This is a genomic window from Alkalibacillus aidingensis, assembly GCF_014595945.1.
Lineage (GTDB): Bacteria > Bacillota > Bacilli > Bacillales > Alkalibacillaceae > Alkalibacillus > Alkalibacillus aidingensis.
Genome location: NZ_JABXWU010000002.1, coordinates 241,831 through 261,916 on the forward strand (window position 1 = coordinate 241,831; position 20,086 = coordinate 261,916).

Consider the following 20,086-nt stretch of genomic DNA (forward strand, 5'->3'; position numbering starts at 1 on the left):
TCCTATAAAACAAGATTATTTTGTGGACTCATTATATCACATCATATTAGTAGTTGGTACTAATGTGTTGTAGAATATCTCGAAAAGGATGACACGCAACAAATTTGTGGTAAAATGTCATTATTCATAATATTTAAAAATATAGAGTGAACAAAAAGGGGGATTTGTCGTGAGTGATCAACTGAGAAATATTTGGAAAGATTGGCGATTACATATCACCGTATTGTTGATTGTAATCGGAGCTGAGTGGATCGGGACCCATGAATTCCAGATTGGTCCTGGTGTCGTGATGTTACTTCCTATGCTTTACGCTATTATAATCGGTATTATGCTTTACTTTACCCCAGTTATTTCAGAGAAACAGTCGGAAAAATCGGAGCCGTTAATTGTTCTTGGGGTGTCGTTATTACTGGCTAAGATCGGGGTTGTGGTCGGGCCTGACCTTCCTGATATTATCGCTGCTGGTCCGGCTTTATTATTACAGGAACTAGGTAACTTAGGAACGATTTTAATCGCCTTACCGGTTGCGATTTTTCTTGGTCTTAAACGAGAGGCAATTGGAATGACTCACTCTGTCGCTCGTGAGCCAAACGTCGGGTTAATTATGGACAAGTTTGGTTTCGGTTCACCTGAAGGTCGAGGAGTGATGGCCGTATACATTTTTGGTACGGTATTTGGTGCCATTTTTATGGGCCTAATTGCTGGATTCTTAGCCACATTAACTCCACTAGATCCCTTATCCTTTGCCATGGCATCAGGTATTGGAAGTGGCAGTATGATGGCAGCTGCTAGTGGTTCACTAATCGGGGCCTTCCCTGAACTAGAAAATCAAATTATTGCCTATGCTGGTGCTAGTAATCTATTATCCTTATCCACTGGATTATATGTCAGCTTATTCATCGCTCTACCGTTAACGGAAAAGCTCTATCGCTTAATGACTAAAAACAAGTTTCATGACGAGAATGGGGTGAAATAGATGCTGAAAAACATTCAAGAATGGACGTTGCTTCTATCGATCTTTGGGATTGTGACTTTATTCGGCAATTGGTTTGGATACGATATTACACCGTTATCAGCTCTTCCAGGTATGATAGTCTTAATCCTAATCTCGTTACTCGGTTTGGTGACGCAAAAAATCCTACCTTTTAAACTTCCAAGTGTTGCCTATATCGCTATCTACGGTATACTCATTTCCATGCCTTGGACACCTAGCTCTGAATATATCGTAGCATGGACAACAGAAGTTGAGCTGTTAGCCTTAACGACACCGATCTTAGCCTATGCCGGAATTGCAATTGGCCGTTCATGGACGGACTTTATGAAGCTCGGATGGAAAACCATTGTTGTTGCTTCTTTTGTCTTACTCGGGACTTTTCTCGGTTCGGCAATCATTGCAGAAATTGTCTTACGAATGCAAGGTATAATTTAACCATGAAAAAGAGCTGCCAAAAGTTGTTCTGAACACTTTTGAGACAGCTCCTTTTTTCACTATAGACATGCTATAATTTACTGTAGTTAAAGATAATGGAGTGAGTCCACGAATGATTGAACAGTTAAAAGCAATCTATCCAAGTTTAGTAAAATTGAATGAACGTCAACCCAACTATTATTCGTTTTTACATAATGGTCAGTGGTATGGGATACCGATCTCGGACCTATCAGAAGAAGCGATAGAGTTGCTTGATGCCTTCTTACCGGCTCAAACCCACTCACAAGATGAACTCGAATGGCGAGATTTCTTAAACGGTTGTCGCGATGAACCACCGTTTGACCTTGATGCATATAGATTATTGGTTATCGCTATTGAACAGCCCTTGGACCATTTATTACTTAAAGAAACGTTAGAAGATATCCTGTCCAAGTCACTCATCACGATAGAGCCATCGTCCAATACCGTTTTCATCATTGAACCGCTAGAAACTGATGAGGTGCCCTTAAGCTTTACCGAAATCGTTGATATTTTATCAAGTGATCTTGAGGTTAAGCTTCGGATTTTTGAATCGGATAAATTTACCAAACTAGAGTTACTGCCTAAATTGTTCCATTGGACTAACCAAGTGGCTCCAGTCGCTTTACAATCAACTCATCAACGTGTGATTACTCAGAAGGAAGCACTCTTACCAAAAATGATGAATCAATTGACAGAGGAAGATCAACTCTTTTTTATCGAATCCATTGTTAAAGAAGCAAAAAATGATGAAGAGCTGCTTCACACAATCAAAACCGTTATTAAACACCAGATTAATATCTCTATGGTGGCTAAGGAATTATATATGCACCGTAATACTGTTCAAAAACGAATCGACAAGTTTCAAGACTTAACCGGGCTTGATATCCGGCAGTTTGACGATAGCTTAAAAGCCTATATTTGCATTGAATTTTTATCGTAGCTTGCCGGGTCAGGATTCATCTTTAATGAATGAGATGGCCTCTCTTGTTTGATCAATATGGTGAACGGTTTGATCGAAATGATCTGAAGCCAAACACATAAATAAAATGTCAATCAGGTGGAGCTGGGCAATTCTTGAGGATGTTGCCCCACTTCTAAACGCCGGTTCTCTTGCGGCTGAGGTAAATAACTGTATGTCTGCCAGCTCTGCAACACGCGATTTGCCATACTTCGTAATACTGATTGTCTTAGCGCCATTTCTATTAGCTAAACTAAGTATCTTCTCCACTTCACGGGTGTTTCCCGAAAAGGAAATCCCGACAACCACGTCACCTTCTCCCTTGTTAGCGACTGTTGTCGCTGCCATATGTAGATCAGAAAAAGCTTGAACCGGCTTATTAATCCGAATGAACTTTTGTTCGGCGTCCTTTGCAGTAATATAAGACGCACCAAACCCTACAAACAATATAGACTTCGCGTTAATCAATGCCTCAACAGCATTAGTTAATCGTTTTGAATCTAAGATATCTGCTGATTCTTTGATAGTTTGCACGGTATTGGATGTGACCTTTTCAATAATGGCCTCATAACTTTCATTTGGTTCAATATCGCGATACTCAGTGGAGGAATCTACTCGTAAATCACCAGCCACTCTTAACTTAAACTCCTGAAAGCTCTTAAATCCTAGCGATTTACACATACGAATCACTGCTGCACTACTGGTTTGACTAGCATTACCTAATGATAAAGCAGTCATTTGGATCGACTGTTGGGGATTTTGAATCACGTAGTTAGCAATCTTTTGTTCGGATGGTGGTAAGTGATCAACCATCTCCTTAAGAATGATCAAACCACCTTTCAGTTCCGCCATAACCTTACCTCCCTTCCTTACTCTATTTATTTTCTAACAACCAAATATGGTCGTGCAACCTGATAGTTAACAAATCCGACTGACTACCTCTACATGCAACAATGTTACATGATCATGCTTGTGGAGAATACTTGCTGGGAAAGACTCACTCACTTCTCCATTAAGCAAACGATCTAATGCCTTACTTTTATCAGATCCATAAACAAGTAATAGGATCTGTTTCGCTTCCATAATCGATTCAATCCCCATCGTAATCGCTTGAGTTGGAACTTCATCTAAGCGGTTAAAAAAACGCGCATTCGCCTGCCTAGTCGTTTCAGCTAAATTAACGACATGGGTTCTTGAAGTGAATGGGGTTCCAGGTTCATTAAAACCGATATGCCCATTATGTCCTAACCCTAAAATCTGAAGATCAATCCCTCCTGATGATTGAATCTTCTCTTCATAGCGCTGACACTCTTTTTCTAAATCATTTGCTAAGCCATTAGGAATATTAGATTCATACACTTGTATATGGTTAAACAACTCTTGATTCATAAAAGTTCGGTAACTTTGTGGGTGATGCGCTCCTAATCCGACATACTCATCCAAATTAAAGGTCGTTACCTTGGAAAAATCAGCCCTAGACTGTCTGATGATTTCATACATTCCTTGTGGTGTACTACCCGTCGCAAGCCCTAAGGTTGCATCGGGTTGATGATTGACTAAATCTAAGACCAATTCTGCTGCCTGCTTACTAAATTCTTGGTAGTGGTTAGTTAGTATCTGTTTCATAACCAATGACTCCTTTACAATAAGTTGCTTGTATCTGAAAGTCATCATCGACTAATAGAAAATCAGCATCTTTACCAACTGCTATACTTCCTTTTCGGTCCCAGACACCATATTGCTTGGCTGGGTTCTCTGATGCCATACGAATGACATCATGAAAACTAGCTCCACAGAGAGTCATCATTCGTCTTACACCCTGGTCCATTTTTAGAACACTTCCAGCTAGCGTCCCATTTGCTAAAGTCGCTTGATCACCCTCAACTGTGACCGTTTGACCACCTAGTGTATATGTTCCATCATAAAGATCTTTAGCGCGCATCGCATCAGTTATTAACATAATGCGCTCAGGGCCAATCGTATCATAAATTAACTTCAACATCGGCTCTGACACATGAATCCCATCGGCAATCAATTCACTTTTCAACTTTTCTATTAACATCGCTGCTCCCACCGCGCCAACTTCCCGGTGATGAATCCCATTCATGGCATTACACAAATGCGTTAATTGTTGCAAGCCAATGTCCACTGCCTCTTTAATATCATCAAACTTGGCATCCGTGTGACCAGCAGACGTAACAACACCGTGCTCATTTAACAGACGCAAAAGCTCGTGACCATTCTCTAATTCAGGCGCAAAGGTAACCGCTTTCACCACACCGTAACTTAACCACCTTTTCATCACTTCAACATCTGGTGTTACAATAGAATCAACAGGCTGAGCACCCGCCTTATTTTTAGCAATAAACGGCCCTTCAACATGAGCGCCTAAAATCTCAGCCGTTCCTTCTACACCTTGGTAATTAGCAATTCGTTCTATAGCAAGGTCCAAATCAGGTAGTGGACTTGTTACCGTTGTTGCTAGAAATGAAGTCGTCCCTTCTTTAGGGAGTGCTTTGGCCATTTCAGTTAACGCATCAGTTGACTCATCCATCACATCATAGCCGACGGCACCATGAATATGAGTATCAATTAAACCGGGTACTAAATGAAGCCCACGCCCATTAATGACCTCCCCATCTTCAACAGGTCGTTCAAGTATTTGCTTGATTTTCCCGTCTTTAACGGTCACTGACCCATCATGGATGACATGTTCTTCCAAATAGATATTCACATGATTAATAGTGTACATCCTGTTCACCTCCAGACTGAACTATTTTTTTAATAAACATTATTAATTTTCGTAATTTTATTTTAACATAAACATTCTCATATTATAATAGAGTTAATGAACTTAAGTAAAGGAGTGTTCAACACATGTCGCAACCCTGGATTGAGGAGTTAACGAACGTTGTCGGAAGTTCACATATACAGACGAAACAGTCATCACGCTTAGCTTATTCTTTTGATGCCACACCTAACTTTCAAGCATTACCAGACGCTGTCATTTCACCAAAAGACACAACAGAAATCCAACAAATCGTCTCGATATGCAACCAACATCAAATCCCCATTGTGCCGAGGGGTTCTGGAACCAATCTGGCAGCGGGAACTACTCCCACACAAGGTGGCGTTGTGCTACTGTTTAATCGCATGGCAGAAATCTTGGAGCTAGATAAAGAAAATTTAACTATTACTGTCCAGCCTGGTGTGATTACCCAAACAATTTGTGAAACGGTTGAAGCTGAAGGATTGTTTTACCCTCCTGACCCTAGTTCGATGAAAATCTCGACCATTGGAGGAAATATTAACGAAAACTCTGGTGGCCTTCGTGGGTTAAAATATGGAGTTACTAAAGATTACGTTCTCGCCTTAGAAATAGTCTTGCCTAATGGTGAGGTGGTTCGAACCGGTGGCAAGTTAGCTAAAGATGTCGCTGGTTATGACTTGACCAAGTTAATGGTCGGGTCTGAAGGGACATTAGGAATAATAACCGAAGCCACATTAAAATTGATTCCTAAACCTGAAACAAAGCAAACGTTACTAGCAGTCTATGATTCTATAGAACAGGCGGCAGAAACAGTTTCTAGTATTATTGCTAACAAAATAACACCAGCCACGCTAGAGTTTATCGACCAACCGACAATCAGAGCTGTTGAGGAGTTTTCCCATGTTGGATTACCTGTAGATGCAGAAGCAGTTCTCCTAATTGAACAAGACGGTAAAGATGAGATTGTTAAAGACGATATCATAAAGATTCAGCAGCTCGCAGAAAAACATGGTGCGATCAAGACAAACATAGCCGACACTGAATCTGAAGCTCATCAATTACGCGAAGCTCGACGAACCGCACTATCAGCTCTTGCTAGACTTAGCCCTACCACCATATTAGAAGATGCAACTGTCCCACGTTCTGAAATCGCTACTATGGTGAAAGCCATTAATGAGATTGCCAAGAAACATCGTGTCACCATTGCTACATTCGGTCACGCAGGTGATGGAAACCTACATCCTACTTGTACAACCGATGTGAGGGACAAAGATGAATGGGAGCGAGTTGAGCATGCTTTTGAAGACATTTTTGCCAAAGCTATTGAACTAGGTGGCACGATTACCGGTGAACATGGCGTCGGCGAGATGAAATCCCCTTATCTAGCTTGGAAAGTTGGCGAAGAGGGGTTACAGCTGATGAAACAGATCAAGAAAGCGTTTGATCCTAACAATATCATGAACCCAAGGAAAATGTTTGCCAAATCAACGCGAAAAAGGGTGGTGGTTTCCTCATGACAACGGATATTCAACAAGCCTTTGAAGAACGGATTAGTGAAGATGAACTCCTAAACTGTATGCGCTGTGGCTTCTGCTTACCAGCATGTCCAACCTATATTGAAACACAAGATGAAGTTCACTCACCTCGTGGGCGGATTTCCCTTATGATGGCGGTTCGAAATGGCGAAATTGAAGAGGTTGAAGAAGTAGAGCATACGTTGAACGTTTGTTTAGGTTGTCGCGCATGTGAACCAGCTTGTCCAGCCGGAGTCAATTATGGACATATGCTAGAAGAAGCACGGGCAATTTTCCAAGAGCATAAAGATGTCCCTTTAAAAGAGAAGGCCCTACGTAAAGCGACTTTAGAAGGCCTTTTCACCAACCCGAAAAAGATGGAACAAGCAACTAGTTTACTCGGATTCTATCAACGTTCTGGCTTGCAAAAAGTAACGCGAAAGTTAAAAGTGATGAACTTTTTCCCAGAACATATGCAACAAATGGAACGGGTGTTACCAGAGTCTCCAAAGAAAAACGAGCGTCAAATAGCCGCTCGTTTTCCAAGCAAACAATCTGAAACTAAAGCTACCGTTGCTATGTTTAAAGGGTGTTTAATGGATACGTTGTTTCATGAAACGAATCGCTCAACGATCGAGCTACTTAATCAAGCTGGTTGTGAGGTAGTCGTACCCGAAACGCAGAATTGCTGTGGAGCCTTACACGGGCATAGTGGTGAAAAAGGTGGCTCCTTAGAGTTAGCCAAACAGAATATCGTTGCCTTCGAAAGTGTTGAGGCAGAATATATCATAACCAATGCGGGTGGATGTGGTGCATTTCTTCATGATTATGACCATCTGCTTAAGAATGATCTTGATTGGGCTGAACGGGCAAAAGCATTTACCGACAAAATCGTCGACTTCTCAACGATTTTACTAGAGCACGATTTTATAAACGACCACAAATTAAGGATCGACCCACAAATCATCACATACCAGGATTCTTGCCATTTGCGCAACGTGATGGGTGTCATCGATGCACCACGCATATTAATTCAGGCCATTGACCAAGTTCAATTCACCGAGCTAACTGGCGCAGATCAGTGCTGTGGTTCAGCAGGGATTTATAACCTAACCCAACCGGAAATGTCAATGCAAATTCTTGATCACAAGATGGAGAAAGTTGAAACAACACAGGCAACAACCATAGTCACGAGTAACCCGGGCTGCCTTCTACAAATGAAACTTGGGATCGAACGCGAAGGCAAAACAGACAAGATGCGTGCCGTTCATCTAGCTGACTTGTTACTTGAAGCATTGGATGAGTAAGGTGCCAACCAGTCATTACTTGAGAAATGGTAGAAATCCAGCGAACGGGACGATTAATTCGGCCAGCGAAGTGAGAGTGGAATTCGGGGAAAGTCGAATTATTTCAGACTTTTTTTATATTTTTTGATAGGTGGCTGGGGCGTAGCGAAGTGATATAGTTTAATGCCGAACAATGCACTAGTAAGCGCAGGAAATATACTAGACTCCTGTGGGAACAGCACGTATCCGAAGACCCCACGGTGGTGTTTTTCCGCGAGGAGGTTTAGGTCGTGCCCACGGAAAGCGAAGTATATTTCAGGGAGTATTTGCACCAACTAGAGGTTCGGTTTTACCATCGCTAAATCACTTTTGTCCCAACCACTTTCATCTGCTCCCTAAAATGACTAGCAGGTCGAACATTCACTTCTTTTAATGCAGCTACAACTGAACCAACTACTGGCTCTAGGTCCATCACTGTTAACAATGCACTCTCTCCTAAACGTTTCTCTAACAGTGGAAGCAAGACGTCTTGACGTTTAAATAAACCTCCAGCTAGCACAACATATTGCTTACCGTTAAAGTGATTGGTGAGCATTGTATGAATAGATTGAGCTAGGTCACTCGCAGCTTGTTCAATAATCGATCTAGCAAATTCATCGCCTTGATCATACAGGTCAAAAACGGTTTTACTTAACGAAGCGATTGTTTCTCTAGGGCTATTCGAGTTATAGACAACTGGAATGATATCTGGAACAACATCCACTCCGTAGTGCTCCTTGACCCGATTCATTAACTGATCTGCTTCAATTTTCCCGTCACGGGTATGAAAAGCCATACGAATCGTTGCTTGACCGATCGCATAACCACTTCCCTCATCACCAAATAAGTAGCCCCACCCCCCAATTCGAGAGGATTCACCACGATCGTTAATCCCGTATGTAATCGAGCCGGTTCCAGCGATTTGAACAATACCTGGTTCACCTAAGGTTCTCGCATATAAAGCGCTAATTGCATCATTATAGACAATCACATCAAAGTCTTCACCAACATACTTCGCAAAAATCGTCTCTACCAAACTACTTTTACTAGAATCACCCACACCCGACATTCCAGCAAACCCAATTTGGATCTGCTCGTAAGCCCCGGGTGCTTGTTTCTTTAACTCTGCTAACATGTATTGAATAGTCTGGTCTAGCTTTTCATATGAGACCGCGTTAGGATTAGTTGGTCCTACCTCTACAGACGCATAAACCTTTCCATATTCATCGGCTAAAACAGCTTGAGTTCCCGTTCCTCCTCCATCGATTCCTAAAACGATTGTCATAAGACGTCACTCCATCATGTTTGTATTTATATAATTACAATAGCATATTGCACACTCTTAATCTATTAAACATGTGCACTTTTGATATATAAATTGAAAGCGCTTTTATGTACAATATCGATTAGAAGGGGTGGTTACGAATGGCAGAATTAAAGTTAGATCATATTAATAAAATTTATGACAAGGACGTACATGCTGTTAAGGATTTCAACTTACATATTCAAGATAAGGAGTTCATCGTGTTCGTTGGTCCATCAGGGTGTGGTAAATCAACTACTTTAAGGATGATTGCAGGTTTAGAGGAAATCTCAAGTGGGGACTTGTTAATTGATGACAAACGCGTTAATGACATCCCACCGAAAAACCGTGACATCGCGATGGTTTTCCAGAACTACGCGCTTTACCCTCACATGACGGTTTATGATAACATCGCATTCGGACTTAAATTGCGTAAGTTTAAAAAAGACGTCATTAAAGAGAAAGTTCATGAAGCAGCCAAAATTCTTGGGCTAGAAGAATATCTCGATCGTAAACCAAAAGCTTTATCAGGTGGTCAACGTCAGCGTGTCGCACTAGGGCGTGCGATCGTTCGTGATGCCAAGGTATTCTTAATGGATGAACCATTATCCAACTTAGATGCAAAATTACGTGTACAAATGCGTACAGAAATTCAAAAACTACACCAACGCCTACAAACCACAACGATCTACGTCACACACGACCAAACGGAAGCGATGACGATGGCAACTCGTTTAGTCGTGATGAAAGATGGAGTCGTCCAACAAGTCGGTTCTCCAAAAGAAGTATTCGACAACCCAAATAACGTCTTTGTCGGTGGCTTTATCGGTTCACCAGCCATGAACTTCTTTAACGGAACGATCGAAGACGGATCAGTGCAGATTGCTGATGAGAAAATAGCTATTCCAGAAGGCAGAATGAAAGTATTACGCGATCAAGGCTATGTTGGTAAGGATATCATTTTAGGTGTCCGTCCTGAGGATATTCATGATGAGCCAGTGTTTATTGATTCTGCTAAAGATGCAGCATTTGATGCTGAAATTGAAGTTGCAGAATTGATGGGTTCTGAGTCATACCTATACTCCAGAATTGGCGACCAAGAGTTTATCGCACGAGTTGACGCGCGCTCAACGATTAGCCCGGGCGATCAAGTTAAACTGGCACTAGATATGAACAAAGCGCACTTCTTTGATACAGAAACGGAAGAACGGATTAAATAAACAAAATCACTAGATACGATTGAACCACTTATCTTGTATCGTTACACCAACAAATAGTTTAAAAGCATAAGCTAAACACCTTCGATCTAGGACTTATGACCCCGTCCATGTCAAATATGACTGCATGAAAACCGTGTGATTGCAACTAAAGCCCTCCTGAATCTATTTAAATTATATTAAAAAACTCAAGTTCAATTATACTTGAACTTGAGTTTTTTTACATCATCATCCTTCTATATCCCTTGTTCGATACCCCACGAATCCTATAGTAGTCACCATAGCAGCAATAAGAGTTAACACGATCATAGGCATCCACATCATTTCATCGACTGGAAGCTGTGGAATATGTCCAAATGGCGATAGTTTCCCAACCCAATCGGAAAATTGGAACATTTGGCCTAAGTAAAGGACGAAAAATGAATATAGAACATACAGCCAAACAACACTTACTAACCTCGGTAAAAAACCAATTAACAAAACAGCAACACTGATCATGACCAATACGGCCGGGTAGTAAGCTATAGCCATTCCCAAAATAGTCGAAAACTCAAATGGTTCATCCATCACGAATACTGCTGCACTCCATAATCCAATTCCCGTCAACGAAACCATCACAAAAGCATTAATGACAGAAATGATTACAAAACTCGCCATTAGTTTTGTTCGTGAAATCGATCGACTTAAGAAATGTTCAATGCGACCCTTCTTTTCTTCACCATATAATTTATTCATTGCCATCACCGGTGGAACCGTCGCTAATAAGGCCATCACCATCATAATCATCGAGATAAACTGTTCAGTAAAGGAAAATCCTGTTTCATTTGCAAGCAACTCCGTCATCATGTCATTACCTTCAAAGAAACTATCTAAATCACCTAATATTGATCCATAAGAGACACCAATGACCAATAAGCCGATTGCCCATGCAATGATTCCCGTTCGCTGCAACTTTAATGCTAAACCAATTGGTGTTTGTAACAATCTTGATGCATGACTTTTACCAGGTTTAGATGGTAAAAATCCCGCTTCCAAATCTCTAATTGCATTTAAGTAATTTGCCAAGATAAATAGTATGATCGACAGTCCGAGCATTAGGAAGATGGGCCACCAGTTATTTGCGTCATAAGCTTCTGTTTTCGTAACCCATCCAAGGGGAGAGATCATACTTAAAGCCTCCTGGCTAACGTCTCCTACGCCACGAATGAGATAGGTAATAATTAATACAGCTATCGACAGTCCCATCGTCCCTCTAGAACTATCAGAGAGCTGCGCAAACAGAGCTGTTATACCGGTAAACACGATTCCTGTCGCTCCTAAGGCAGCACCATATAACAACGAACCTTCTAAATCGATACTTTCTATATTCAACGCGTATAATCCAAACCCAGCAATCAAAGCCAACACCACATTAACCATCACATAAACAACCAACGTCGAATTTAAATTAGCGAGACGACCGACTGGAAGCGAGCGAATCATTTCGATCCGGCCATCTTCTTCATCTGCTCTTGTATGACGCGTGACCAACAAAATACTCATTAGCCCAACCACCACAGCTGTTAACAGCAACATTTGGTGAGCCGTCATAACCCCTAGTGTATAATTAGACAAATCAGCCGGACCTACCATCGCAATCATCGCCGGATTTTCCATGGTTTCTGCCATGACATCTCTTTCCTGTTGTGTTCCATATAGATCTTTAAAAGAAACAGGTACAATCAAGGTAAAGAAGATGATTCCAATAAACCATAAAGGAATACGAATACGATCACGTCGAATAATTAACCATGAAAGTCGTCCGGTCCCCTTTAAGTTTGTATTAGCCATTAGTCTCTCCTCCTGATTCTGACACTAGTTGATCCTGCCCTTCATAATGTCGCATGAATAAATCTTCTAATGTCGGTGGTGCGCTCTCCAGTTTGACAACCCCAAATTGACTAACATGCCGAATGACCGTTTCTAACTCTTCAGTGTCCACTTGAAAAGAAAGGCTTTGATTCTCACCCTCTAGATCATGAACCCCTTTCATTTCAGCTAAACCACTTATAGGCTCCTTCGTCTCTACCAATAGATTCGTGCGCGTTAAATGACGTAACTCATTTAATGACCCTGTTTCAATCATCTTACCTTCACGTATGATTCCGACGCGGTCACATAGCTTTTCGACCTCGGATAATATATGACTGGATAACAGTACACTCTTTCCTGCTTCCTTCGCTTCCATCACACACTCTTGGAAAACTTGCTCCATTAACGGATCTAACCCAGAAGTAGGCTCATCTAAAATATATAGATCGGCATCCGAGGAAAAAGCTGAAATTAGCGCTACCTTCTGTCGATTACCTTTTGAATACGTACGACACTTCTTCGTGGGATCTAATTTAAAGCGCTCGATCAACTCTTCCCGTCTATTTTTGTTATTTCCTCCTCGTAATTTCACAAATAAATCAATCACTTCTCCACCTGTCAGATTAGGCCATAGATTTACATCCCCCGGAACGTAAGCAATGCGTTCATGAATATCTACAGCATCATCCCAGACATCTTTACCAAAGATCTTTGCTTCACCTTCAGTCGCTTTTAAAATGCCCAATAACACTCGGATCGTTGTCGACTTACCTGCACCATTCGGGCCGATAAAACCAAACACTTCCCCTTTATTGACTTCTAAGTTAACCCCATCTAATGCCGTAAACTTTCCGAACCTCTTTGTCACATTCGTCGCTTTTAACACGGACATATGATCCTCCCCCTAAACAGAGAATTTAGTTTTGAAATATTTTAATCTATATATTTCATATTATACAAAACACTACCTAACAGCAATACCCTTTTTTGAACTTTTTTAATTGTTTTATTTCAAAAATTTGATTAAAATAAATCTGAGGTGAATATCATGGATGGGTTTCAAAGGCGTAGAGAACAAAAGAAAAACAATATACTTAATGCAGCATTAGCCTTATTTAAAGAATATGGTGTACAAAAGGTGTCCATTTCTGAAATTGCAACAAAAGCCAATGTTTCACAAGTGACCATCTATAATTACTTTGAAAGTAAAAACAATCTGATACATGAGGTTTTTAAATACTATGTTGATCAGTCCTGGTTAGAAGTTGTAGAAATTCTTGATAGTGACATGAATTATCACGATAAGATTAAACAATTAATCTTTAACAAAAAAGAAGCAGCCGATAACATTCACGAAGATTTCTACAACTATTTCATGAAGGAATACTCACAAGGAACGAACTATATCGAAGAGTTTTACCAAGAACGAGGTATCCCCCGACTGATGGAATTCTTTAATGAAGGAAGAGCGAAGGGATATGTTAACCAGAATGTTTCCAATGAAGCGATCTTATTTTATATGCAAATGTTAAGAGAATATATGCAAAAAGAGGATGTCTATAAACAGATCCTTCCATTGACAGAGGATATCACCAATTTATTGTTTTATGGGATTGTTGGGAAAAAAGATTAAGCAGTACTCGAAAGCTCATATGTTACAAATCATGAATACCATCATAGCTTAGAGAGATGCATCTGAAGAGGTAATACCATTTGAACCCAGATCCGTGCTCCGAGGGGTAACGTCGATGCTCTCTTGACTGTTTTGAGTCACTTTCCTCACGAAAACCGTCTTGAGAGCTATTCTCTTAACCGTTTTGAGTCACTTTCCCCATGAAATCTGTCTTGACAAGCACTCTCCAGCCCGACTTGAACCTATTTTCGAATTAAGTATTTGCCCAAAACACTTTTGTCCTCCCTTGTTGTTAATCGCCCCCCCTATTCATAGGTTAAATCCTGATATTTGTATTATTTGTGAAGTCTATAGACAACCTTTAGTAAACACGTTACAATAAGATTGTGAAATGATTCACAAACTTTCTTTCACAAGTCGCGACAAGTCATTTACTAACTTCAGATACCTAACAAGGGGGAACTAAAATGTTTAGTCAATTCTTACGCACGAACAAAGTAGCAGCGGGAATTTTAACATTCTTACGATTATATTTAGGTTGGATGTGGTTATCTGCAGGTATTGGCAAGGTCATGGGTGACTTTAACGCAGGTGGCTATTTAAACGGCGCACTTGCTAATCCTGTTATGCAAGAAGAACAATTAGTCTACCCTACTTATGTAGCTTTCATAGAGAGATTTGCTTTACCAAATACAGAATTATTTAGTTTTATGGTCGCTTGGGGAGAGGTTCTAGTTGGTTTGGGTCTTATGTTAGGAATATTAACTAATATGGCCGCATTTTTTGGAGTGGTGATGAATTTTGCTTTTATGTTTGCTGGAACGATTTCAACTAATCCTTTGATGGTCATGATTGCCATATTCATCTTAGTAGCAGGTGCAAATGCTGGGCGCTTTGGTGGTGACCGTTGGGTGTTACCTTATCTAAAACAAGCCTTATTCACTAAAGACAAAAATAGCACTGTCACAAACAAGAAGTTAAATGTCGCTTAAACAGATCTTATTATATAGGCTCTGTTAAAGTCCGTTGTTGTTATGGTGATTCACTTCCGGTGGACGCTTTCCGTGGGCACGGCTTCAGCTAACTTGGGAAGAAAAGCGTTTCCCAAGTGGATCTTCAGCTCGTGCTGTTCCCGCGACGCACAGGACGTGCTAGTGTCGGTGATGCCACAGGACGTGGCGTTTTCACCGACCTGGAGTCGCCACCTTCGCTCCCACCATACAACAACTAAGCGAAAATCTTCTTATTATCAACACTAAGCTTTAACAGAGCCATTATATAAAAAAGCCAAGATTCATCCTATGATGATTCTTGGCTTTCTTGGCTTTTTAACCGATCATCGATTTAACGATCAAAACTACTCAAAAATAAGTCTACAAATCGCTCACGGTCAACGCCGTATAGGACATGAATATTAGGGTCCATGCCTGTCTGACGCATATGATCAACCACTGTGGCACCAGACGTATGTCTACCTTCACACTCTACTTTTGCATAGAAGTCATCACCTTGAAACAAGCTCGGGTCAATAACATAGGCAGCAGCACATAAATCATGGAGGCGTACAACCTCTTCATAATAGGATTCGTGGAAAGGCGAAGCCCCTTGTGCATCCTTATAAAATTGCAACATATGATGAAGCATTTCAGCTAGTTCTGTTCCTTTCCCCTTTAAGCGTGCTAAATCTTGATCATCTAAATACGCTTTATGGGTAACATCTAAACCACTCATCACAACAGGTACTCCACTGTTAAACACAAGTTCAGCCGCTTCAGGGTCCACATAGATATTAAATTCTGCTTGAGGTGTGACATTACCACCTTTAACTGCTCCACCCATAACAGAAATCTGTTTAATCTTCGGCTTAACTTCTGGATGAGCCAAAAGAAGTGCCCCCACATTTGTTAGTGGTCCTGTCGCAATAATCGTCACTGGCTCGGTCGTTTCTTTTAAAGTCGCTAACATTGCTTCAATCGCCGTACGATCGCTTTCTTCTAAGCTTGGCTCGGGTAACTCAACACCACCAATTCCAGACTCACCATGTATATGATCAGCAATAACCAAATCACGAAGAAACGGTTTCTCAAGGCCTCGAGCAATCTCTACCTTTTCATTTATGTAGCTGACAAATCGAAGCGCGTTACTGACCACTTTATCTTGAGTTTGATTACCCGCACTTGTAGTAATTAATTTGACATCTGTCTTCTCATGACGTAAAGCTAACAATAGCATCATGACATCATCAATACCTGGGTCGCAATCAATAATAGTAGGAATTCTGTTCATCGTTATGTCTCCCTTGTTATATGTCATACACTAACAATTATAGCAAATTACCTTAGTGGGTCATAATAGGACAGATCGACTTCTACCTCTTCACCCAAAGCTAACTGTCCAATTAGCTTACCGACATAAGGACCTATCGTTAAACCAGAAGGACCTAAGCCAGTCGCAACAATGAGGTTATCAAAGTCTGATACTCTTCCTAATAACGGCTTGTAGTCTGGCCCCATCGGTCTAAACCCAATACGCACCTCTCCTAGAGTCGCATCACGTAAACCTGGAGCCACTGTTAATCCTTCATGTAAAACTTCATGGACTCCCCCTGCTGTCAATCGATAATCAAAGCCACTACCTGTCTCACGAGTCGCACCAAAGACAACCCTTGAGTCCTCAAAAGCTAACATATAATGGCTCGTCTGCGGTAGAACAACCGGCCAATCTCTAGTATCTTGTTCCGTATAAACATGAGCAATTTGACCACGCTGAGGCTCTAATGTAAGGTCAACACCGATTGGGGCAAGAAGGTCCTTCGACCAAGCACCAGCTGCTAGAATCACTTGTTTTACGGCCATGTTGCCACGACCTGTCTCAATGTAAACCTCACCATCATCACTCGCCAAGCTTATCTCCTCTTCTAAAAGCTCGCCACCATGTTTCTGAAATCCTTTTAATAAAGCTTCATTTAATTTTTGCCCATCAACACGAGCTCCACCAGACACATAGACCGCAGAAACATCATCTTGTAAAGGGGGGAACATCTCTTTTGCTTCTTCGTTGTTTAACTTCCTAACCTCACCAACAAAATCCGTCTCCTCCCTTTTACTAACAGCTTCTTGGTAAAGACGGTCTAGATCTTCTTCATCTTGACCTAATGCCAAAGCACCACACAACTGATAACCTGTCTCAAGGTCTGAATCTTGCTTTAACTCCTCAACCAATTCAGGGTAATAAATGGCCCCAGCCCTCGCCAAACGGTACAAGTCAGGGTCCTTTCTACTAGACACCCAAGGACAAACAATCCCAGCACCAGCTTTCGTTGCCTTCCCTTTAAAATCGGCATCGACTAATAAGACATCCACACCTCGTTTTTGTAAATAATAAGCAATTGAAGTGCCTAGAATACCAGCGCCAACGACAACCTGTTTCATATCGGTCCCTCCTCTTTAATCCTAATATATCATAAGAAAAAGGAGATAGACTGTTAGAAAAACTCATATTCACTGATTTTTTTAACACCCTTCAACAATAGAGACAACTTGCTTACTTATATCACGATAATAGTGATAGGCATGCTCATCTCGTTCAAGAATCATCCTAGCAAAGTTCTCAATCTGGTAACTCATATTAGGAAGAGGTTCCTCAGTTTTAAGTAATTGACTTTCGTCTTTAATCGGTTGAAACTGAATCTGGCTTATAGGTGCAGGATTATCTATAATCAACGTTCCCTTCTCACCTTGGAATTCTCCATAATTATAAGAGGTTGATAGTTTAGAACACATCAAAACACAATTAAACTCGTCATACTCGAGCACCAACGTACCGCTTCCATCCACACCAGTATGTAACCGAACTGGGAAGTATGTAGACGAATTAGGTGCACCAAAAAGAGCAATGACAAGACTAAGTGGATAAACTCCTAAATCTCTTAGAGCACCACCACCCATTTCCTTAGAAAAAACACTGGCAACCTCTCCTTGTAAAAAAGCATCATACTTAGAAGAGTATCTAATCCTATGTAGGTAAACACTTCTTACCTTTCCGACCTGATTTAAGGATTCAGCCAACTTCTTAAAATTAGGCGTATGAAGGTTGCGCATTGCCTCAAAAAGATATACTCCTTGGCGATCAGCCTCTTCATAAGCTTGAGACCACTCATCCACCGTCATAAACATCGGCTTCTCACAAATGACATGCTTCTTTTTCTTTAAACATTGCATAACATGGTCAAAGTGAAAGGTATTCGGTGTGGCAACATACACACAATCAATCCCTGAATCAGTTAACATGTCGGCTAAATTTGTATAATGTGTCGAGATACTAAACTTTTTGGCTAAAGAAGAAGCCGTGTCTTCATTTCTTGAAAACACAGCTACTACATCGACATGATTGACATATTGAGTCGCATCAATAAAGGAATGGGTAATCTGGCTTGTACCCATGGTTGCAATCTTAAGCATAAACCTTACCCCTTTATGGTTTCACGAATATTTTTAGCAACAGCTACAGGATCTTTGGCTTTAGTGATAGCACTTCCAACAATGACCATATCAGGATTTCCTTCAGCCACTTGCTCAGCCGTATCCTCATTAATGCCACCAGCAACAGCTACTTCAAATGGAAAACCATCAACCAGCTTAAATAGTTCTGAATTAAAGACCCCTTCTTTTTGTTGGTCTTTGCCAACGTGTAAGCTAACTAAATCGACATTTAGATCGGTTAACTTTTGTAACGGTTCTTGATCCTTTACTTCAAGCAGGTCAACCATCACACGGCCACCGAACTCCTCTGCTACCGTCATGGTATCTTGAATCGTAAGTGGTGAGGAAAAAGCCATCACTGTCACGATGTCAGATCCAGCTTCAAAGGCTTGTTTCGCTTCATGTCCACCTGCATCACACGTTTTCATATCAGACAAGATTATATGGTTGGGAAAAGCTTTTCTAATTTCTCTTACAATCGCCATCCCGTACTCTTTAATAACACCTGTACCGACTTCAATAATATCAATCTGCTCTTGGGTTTCGTTTAAAACGTTCATACATTCATCCCACGTTAAACGATCAAGTGCTAATTGTAATTTCACTTAAGAATCCTCCCTTTCTTGAAATCTATCGTTCAATTCTCTCGACTTCTCCAAGCTTCATTTGAACATCTTCTAAATATGGAAGGCCTTCGTTATCACCCATAACACCCACTACCATGGAACCAATTGTGTTGGCAAAACGTAAAGACTTCTCTAACGACCAACCATTTAAATACGCATATAAATAACCAGAATCAAATCCATCACCAGCACCAACCGTATCCACGACTTTAGAAGGTGGGACAGGAGGGGCTTCAATCATTTCCCCGTTATGGTAGCCAATTGATCCATCGCCACCTTGCTTTAAGATGATATGGTCGATTTGGTATGGCTCACACGCCTTTATAATGGTCTCGGGTTCATTTTCACCGAGAATGATCTCCATTTCTTCTACCCCTGCTAATAAGATGTCGACATCAGGCAGGAAAGATTTCAGCACTTCACTAGCACGTTCTTTACTCCAGAGTTTCAAACGGATATTAGGATCAAACGAAATCGTTAATCCGTGCTTTTTAGCTAATTTAATCGCGTGTCTCGTGATCTCTAAGTTCTGTTCCGTTACAGCCGGGAAAATCCCCGTAATATGAAGGATTTTAGCCTGTTCAAAAAACTCATCCGATAAATCTTCAGGACTCATGGTAAGTGTCGGCGAGTTGTCACGATAATAAAATGTTCTGACACTGCCATCCTCCATAATCTCTTTGAAATTTAATGAGGTTGGATGGCCATCTACTAGTTCCACTTCGGAAATATCGATCCCTTCACCACGCGCAAAGTTGCGAATAAATTTGCCAAACTCATCATTACCTAGCCGACTGATCCATCCAGCATCTAAACCTAGTCTAGAACAACCAATCGCCACATTAAGCTCAGCACCACCAATGTTACGTTGAAAGGAATCAACAAACTTCATCGGACCCGTTTTTGACGGGTTAAATGCAATCATGGCATCTCCGATTGTTATGATGTCATTCATTTT

Annotated in this window: 19 protein-coding genes; 8 read left to right on the forward strand and 11 right to left on the reverse strand. The window is 41.0% G+C overall.

Annotated elements, in window-relative coordinates; genetic code table 11:
* The first annotated feature begins 169 nt into the window (after positions 1 to 169).
* The 3 genes from HWQ49_RS06325 (at position 170) to HWQ49_RS06335 (ending at position 2,390) form a co-directional block, all read left to right on the forward strand.
* Entirely contained in the window at positions 170 to 976 is an 807-nt protein-coding gene (locus HWQ49_RS06325; RefSeq protein ID WP_188206759.1) for a DUF3100 domain-containing protein, read from the forward strand.
* A complete protein-coding gene (locus HWQ49_RS06330) occupies positions 977 to 1,429 on the forward strand; it encodes a hypothetical protein (RefSeq protein ID WP_188206760.1) in 453 nt (150 codons plus the stop codon). It abuts the gene before it with no gap.
* A gap of 112 nt (positions 1,430 to 1,541) precedes the next feature.
* A complete protein-coding gene (locus HWQ49_RS06335) occupies positions 1,542 to 2,390 on the forward strand; it encodes a PucR family transcriptional regulator (RefSeq protein WP_188206761.1) in 849 nt (282 codons plus the stop codon).
* A 9-nt stretch (positions 2,391 to 2,399) separates the two neighbouring features.
* On the opposite strand, the gene HWQ49_RS06340 is transcribed toward HWQ49_RS06335, so the two are convergent.
* From HWQ49_RS06340 to nagA, 3 genes are all read right to left on the reverse strand, one after another.
* Positions 2,400 to 3,260 (reverse strand): MurR/RpiR family transcriptional regulator, encoded by an 861-nt coding sequence (locus HWQ49_RS06340; RefSeq protein ID WP_188206762.1) that lies wholly within the window; start codon positions 3,258 to 3,260, stop codon positions 2,400 to 2,402.
* A 66-nt stretch (positions 3,261 to 3,326) separates the two neighbouring features.
* A complete protein-coding gene (gene nagB / locus HWQ49_RS06345; protein ID WP_188206763.1) occupies positions 3,327 to 4,034 on the reverse strand; it encodes a glucosamine-6-phosphate deaminase in 708 nt (235 codons plus the stop codon).
* The gene (nagA, locus tag HWQ49_RS06350; RefSeq protein WP_188206764.1) at positions 4,015 to 5,160 is read right to left on the reverse strand and encodes an N-acetylglucosamine-6-phosphate deacetylase; all 1,146 of its coding nucleotides are present in this window, start codon (positions 5,158 to 5,160) and stop codon (positions 4,015 to 4,017) included. Before nagA ends, nagB begins: the two co-directional genes overlap by 20 nt.
* A gap of 125 nt (positions 5,161 to 5,285) precedes the next feature.
* Here nagA and glcD point away from each other — a divergent pair, with 125 nt between their 5' ends.
* Positions 5,286 to 6,695 (forward strand): glycolate oxidase subunit GlcD, encoded by a 1,410-nt coding sequence (gene glcD, locus HWQ49_RS06355; RefSeq protein ID WP_188206765.1) that lies wholly within the window; start codon positions 5,286 to 5,288, stop codon positions 6,693 to 6,695.
* A complete protein-coding gene (locus tag HWQ49_RS06360; protein ID WP_188206766.1) occupies positions 6,692 to 7,999 on the forward strand; it encodes a (Fe-S)-binding protein in 1,308 nt (435 codons plus the stop codon). Before glcD ends, HWQ49_RS06360 begins: the two co-directional genes overlap by 4 nt.
* A 337-nt stretch (positions 8,000 to 8,336) precedes the next feature.
* Here HWQ49_RS06360 and HWQ49_RS06365 read toward each other — a convergent pair whose 3' ends face one another.
* Entirely contained in the window at positions 8,337 to 9,302 is a 966-nt protein-coding gene (locus tag HWQ49_RS06365; RefSeq protein WP_188206767.1) for an N-acetylglucosamine kinase, read from the reverse strand.
* A 140-nt stretch (positions 9,303 to 9,442) separates the two neighbouring features.
* On the opposite strand from HWQ49_RS06365, the gene HWQ49_RS06370 reads away from it, so the two are divergent.
* Positions 9,443 to 10,540 carry an ABC transporter ATP-binding protein gene (locus HWQ49_RS06370; protein ID WP_188206768.1) on the forward strand — a complete coding sequence of 366 codons (1,098 nt, stop codon included), beginning with the start codon at positions 9,443 to 9,445 and terminating at the stop codon, positions 10,538 to 10,540.
* A 225-nt stretch (positions 10,541 to 10,765) separates the two neighbouring features.
* Here HWQ49_RS06370 and HWQ49_RS06375 read toward each other — a convergent pair whose 3' ends face one another.
* Together HWQ49_RS06375 and HWQ49_RS06380 are read right to left on the reverse strand one after the other, a co-directional pair.
* Positions 10,766 to 12,367, reverse strand: a complete 1,602-nt coding sequence (locus HWQ49_RS06375; RefSeq protein ID WP_188206769.1) for an ABC transporter permease — start codon at positions 12,365 to 12,367, stop codon at positions 10,766 to 10,768.
* Positions 12,360 to 13,280: an ABC transporter ATP-binding protein gene (locus tag HWQ49_RS06380; protein WP_188206770.1), complete on the reverse strand. Its 921-nt coding sequence runs from the start codon at positions 13,278 to 13,280 to the stop codon at positions 12,360 to 12,362. The genes HWQ49_RS06375 and HWQ49_RS06380 overlap by 8 nt, the downstream gene beginning before the upstream one ends.
* Before the next feature lie 156 nt (positions 13,281 to 13,436).
* Here HWQ49_RS06380 and HWQ49_RS06385 point away from each other — a divergent pair, with 156 nt between their 5' ends.
* Positions 13,437 to 14,021, forward strand: a complete 585-nt coding sequence (locus tag HWQ49_RS06385) for a TetR/AcrR family transcriptional regulator (protein WP_188206771.1) — start codon at positions 13,437 to 13,439, stop codon at positions 14,019 to 14,021.
* Positions 14,022 to 14,488: 467 nt separating this feature from the next.
* The gene (locus HWQ49_RS06390; RefSeq protein WP_188206772.1) at positions 14,489 to 15,013 is read left to right on the forward strand and encodes a DoxX family membrane protein; all 525 of its coding nucleotides are present in this window, start codon (positions 14,489 to 14,491) and stop codon (positions 15,011 to 15,013) included.
* 352 nt (positions 15,014 to 15,365) lie between these two features.
* Here HWQ49_RS06390 and HWQ49_RS06395 read toward each other — a convergent pair whose 3' ends face one another.
* From HWQ49_RS06395 to HWQ49_RS06415, 5 genes are all read right to left on the reverse strand, one after another.
* Complete coding sequence (locus HWQ49_RS06395) at positions 15,366 to 16,307, reverse strand: nucleoside hydrolase (protein WP_188206773.1); 942 nt, start codon at positions 16,305 to 16,307, stop codon at positions 15,366 to 15,368.
* 47 nt (positions 16,308 to 16,354) lie between these two features.
* Positions 16,355 to 17,452, reverse strand: coding sequence for an NAD(P)/FAD-dependent oxidoreductase (locus HWQ49_RS06400; protein ID WP_188206774.1), 1,098 nt, complete (start codon positions 17,450 to 17,452; stop codon positions 16,355 to 16,357).
* 81 nt (positions 17,453 to 17,533) lie between these two features.
* The gene (locus HWQ49_RS06405; protein WP_188206775.1) at positions 17,534 to 18,481 is read right to left on the reverse strand and encodes a Gfo/Idh/MocA family protein; all 948 of its coding nucleotides are present in this window, start codon (positions 18,479 to 18,481) and stop codon (positions 17,534 to 17,536) included.
* A gap of 5 nt (positions 18,482 to 18,486) precedes the next feature.
* Positions 18,487 to 19,107: a 3-hexulose-6-phosphate synthase gene (gene hxlA, locus HWQ49_RS06410; RefSeq protein ID WP_188206776.1), complete on the reverse strand. Its 621-nt coding sequence runs from the start codon at positions 19,105 to 19,107 to the stop codon at positions 18,487 to 18,489.
* A 25-nt stretch (positions 19,108 to 19,132) separates the two neighbouring features.
* Positions 19,133 to 20,083, reverse strand: coding sequence for a sugar kinase (locus HWQ49_RS06415; protein ID WP_188206777.1), 951 nt, complete (start codon positions 20,081 to 20,083; stop codon positions 19,133 to 19,135).
* Positions 20,084 to 20,086: the final 3 nt, after the last annotated feature.

What these genes read in the sequence shown, in the direction of transcription:
- HWQ49_RS06365 (WP_188206767.1), bottom strand. Translation starts at nt 9,302, where the DNA reads ATGACAATCGTTTTAGGAATCGATGGAGGAGGAACGGGAACTCAAGCT.
- HWQ49_RS06395 (WP_188206773.1), bottom strand. Translation starts at nt 16,307, where the DNA reads ATGAACAGAATTCCTACTATTATTGATTGCGACCCAGGTATTGATGAT.
- HWQ49_RS06400 (WP_188206774.1), bottom strand. Translation starts at nt 17,452, where the DNA reads ATGAAACAGGTTGTCGTTGGCGCTGGTATTCTAGGCACTTCAATTGCT.
- nagB (WP_188206763.1), bottom strand. Translation starts at nt 4,034, where the DNA reads ATGAAACAGATACTAACTAACCACTACCAAGAATTTAGTAAGCAGGCA.
- glcD (WP_188206765.1), top strand. Translation starts at nt 5,286, where the DNA reads ATGTCGCAACCCTGGATTGAGGAGTTAACGAACGTTGTCGGAAGTTCA.
- HWQ49_RS06330 (WP_188206760.1), top strand. Translation starts at nt 977, where the DNA reads ATGCTGAAAAACATTCAAGAATGGACGTTGCTTCTATCGATCTTTGGG.
- HWQ49_RS06375 (WP_188206769.1), bottom strand. Translation starts at nt 12,367, where the DNA reads ATGGCTAATACAAACTTAAAGGGGACCGGACGACTTTCATGGTTAATT.
- nagA (WP_188206764.1), bottom strand. Translation starts at nt 5,160, where the DNA reads ATGTACACTATTAATCATGTGAATATCTATTTGGAAGAACATGTCATC.
- HWQ49_RS06390 (WP_188206772.1), top strand. Translation starts at nt 14,489, where the DNA reads ATGTTTAGTCAATTCTTACGCACGAACAAAGTAGCAGCGGGAATTTTA.
- HWQ49_RS06405 (WP_188206775.1), bottom strand. Translation starts at nt 18,481, where the DNA reads ATGCTTAAGATTGCAACCATGGGTACAAGCCAGATTACCCATTCCTTT.
- HWQ49_RS06380 (WP_188206770.1), bottom strand. Translation starts at nt 13,280, where the DNA reads ATGTCCGTGTTAAAAGCGACGAATGTGACAAAGAGGTTCGGAAAGTTT.
- HWQ49_RS06385 (WP_188206771.1), top strand. Translation starts at nt 13,437, where the DNA reads ATGGATGGGTTTCAAAGGCGTAGAGAACAAAAGAAAAACAATATACTT.
- HWQ49_RS06335 (WP_188206761.1), top strand. Translation starts at nt 1,542, where the DNA reads ATGATTGAACAGTTAAAAGCAATCTATCCAAGTTTAGTAAAATTGAAT.
- HWQ49_RS06415 (WP_188206777.1), bottom strand. Translation starts at nt 20,083, where the DNA reads ATGAATGACATCATAACAATCGGAGATGCCATGATTGCATTTAACCCG.
- HWQ49_RS06360 (WP_188206766.1), top strand. Translation starts at nt 6,692, where the DNA reads ATGACAACGGATATTCAACAAGCCTTTGAAGAACGGATTAGTGAAGAT.
- HWQ49_RS06340 (WP_188206762.1), bottom strand. Translation starts at nt 3,260, where the DNA reads ATGGCGGAACTGAAAGGTGGTTTGATCATTCTTAAGGAGATGGTTGAT.
- HWQ49_RS06370 (WP_188206768.1), top strand. Translation starts at nt 9,443, where the DNA reads ATGGCAGAATTAAAGTTAGATCATATTAATAAAATTTATGACAAGGAC.